Source organism: Macrococcoides bohemicum, from assembly GCF_003259675.1.
GTDB lineage: Bacteria > Bacillota > Bacilli > Staphylococcales > Staphylococcaceae > Macrococcoides > Macrococcoides bohemicum.
Window position 1 is genome coordinate 1 of sequence record NZ_PZJG01000019.1, and the last position, 1,892, is coordinate 1,892.

At 40.6% G+C, this 1,892-nt stretch carries 1 protein-coding gene; it reads left to right on the forward strand.

Features of this window, described 5'->3' with window-relative positions:
* Nucleotides 1-1,892: cadmium-translocating P-type ATPase CadA (gene cadA / locus BHX94_RS12575; RefSeq protein ID WP_111747119.1), on the forward strand; the 1,892-nt coding region annotated here is incomplete at both ends.

Here is a 1,892-nt window from a genome sequence, read left to right on the forward strand (position 1 = left end):
AAAGAAGAGAAAATACCGTTTTATAAAAAACACAGCACATTGCTGTTTGCCACATTACTGATTGCTTTTGGTTACCTTTCTCAATTTGTAAATGGAGAAGATAACCTTGTAACTTCCATGTTATTTGTAAGTTCGATTGTAATTGGCGGATATTCACTATTTAAAGTTGGTTTTCAAAATTTGATACGCTTTGATTTCGACATGAAAACCCTGATGACCGTTGCAGTTATTGGAGCTGCCATCATTGGTGAATGGGCAGAGGCATCCATTGTTGTCATTCTCTTTGCAATCAGTGAAGCACTTGAACGTTTTTCTATGGATAGAGCAAGACAGTCCATTCGTTCATTGATGGATATTGCCCCAAAAGAAGCACTTGTTAGGCGGAATGGTCAGGAAATAATGATCCATGTGGACGATATCGCCGTGGGTGATATTATGATCGTCAAACCAGGGGAGAAAATTGCCATGGATGGGATCATTATAAATGGGGTGTCGGCTGTCAACCAGGCTGCTATAACAGGAGAATCTGTCCCTGTTGCCAAAACGGTAGATGATGAAGTATTTGCAGGTACGCTTAACGAAGAGGGACTACTTGAAGTAAAAATCACCAAATACGTAGAGGATACAACCATCTCCAAGATTATTCATCTGGTTGAGGAGGCACAAGGGGAGCGCGCTCCAGCGCAAGCATTCGTAGATAAATTTGCGAAATATTATACGCCGATCATTATGGTTATTGCGGCGCTCGTTGCAGTCGTTCCACCTTTATTCTTTGGTGGAAGTTGGGATACTTGGGTTTATCAAGGATTAGCGGTACTTGTAGTTGGATGTCCGTGTGCATTAGTTATTTCTACTCCAATCTCGATTGTCTCGGCAATTGGAAATGCAGCTAAAAAAGGTGTGTTGATTAAAGGCGGTGTCTATCTAGAGGAATTAGGAGCCATTAAGGCAATCGCATTTGATAAAACAGGAACACTGACAAAAGGTGTACCAGTGGTAACAGATTTTAAAGTGTTAAATGATCAAGTGGAAGAGAAAGAGCTGTTTTCCATTATTACAGCTTTAGAATATCGATCACAACATCCACTTGCTTCAGCAATAATGAAGAAAGCAGAGCAAGATAATATTACTTATTCCGATGTTAGAGTGGAGGACTTCACTTCTATTACAGGTCGGGGCATTCAAGGGAATATAGATGGAACAACCTATTACATTGGCAGTCCAAGACTTTTTAAAGAATTAAATGTTTCCGATTTTAGCCTTGAGTTTGAAAATAAAGTGAAAGTTTTACAAAACCAAGGGAAAACGGCCATGATTATTGGAACGGACCAAACAATCCTCGGCGTGATTGCTGTAGCAGATGAGGTCCGCGAAACAAGTAAAAATGTGATTCAAAAACTTCATCAGTTAGGAATCAAGCAAACAATTATGCTGACAGGTGATAATCAAGGTACCGCAGAAGCAATCGGTGCTCATGTAGGCGTTTCTGATATTCAGTCCGAATTGATGCCACAGGATAAGTTGGACTATATTAAAAAAATGAAAGCCGAGCATGGTAATGTAGCTATGATTGGCGATGGCGTCAATGATGCTCCTGCACTTGCTGCATCCACTGTTGGCATTGCAATGGGCGGTGCTGGAACAGATACTGCCATCGAGACAGCTGATATTGCATTAATGGGAGATGATTTAAGTAAGCTTCCATTTGCAGTAAGACTTAGCAGGAAAACGCTAAATATCATCAAAGCGAACATCACGTTTGCCATCGGAATTAAGATAATTGCCTTACTATTGGTTATTCCAGGCTGGCTAACCCTTTGGATTGCGATTCTTTCCGATATGGGAGCCACTATTTTGGTAGCATTAAATAGTTTGCGACTGATGAGAGTGAA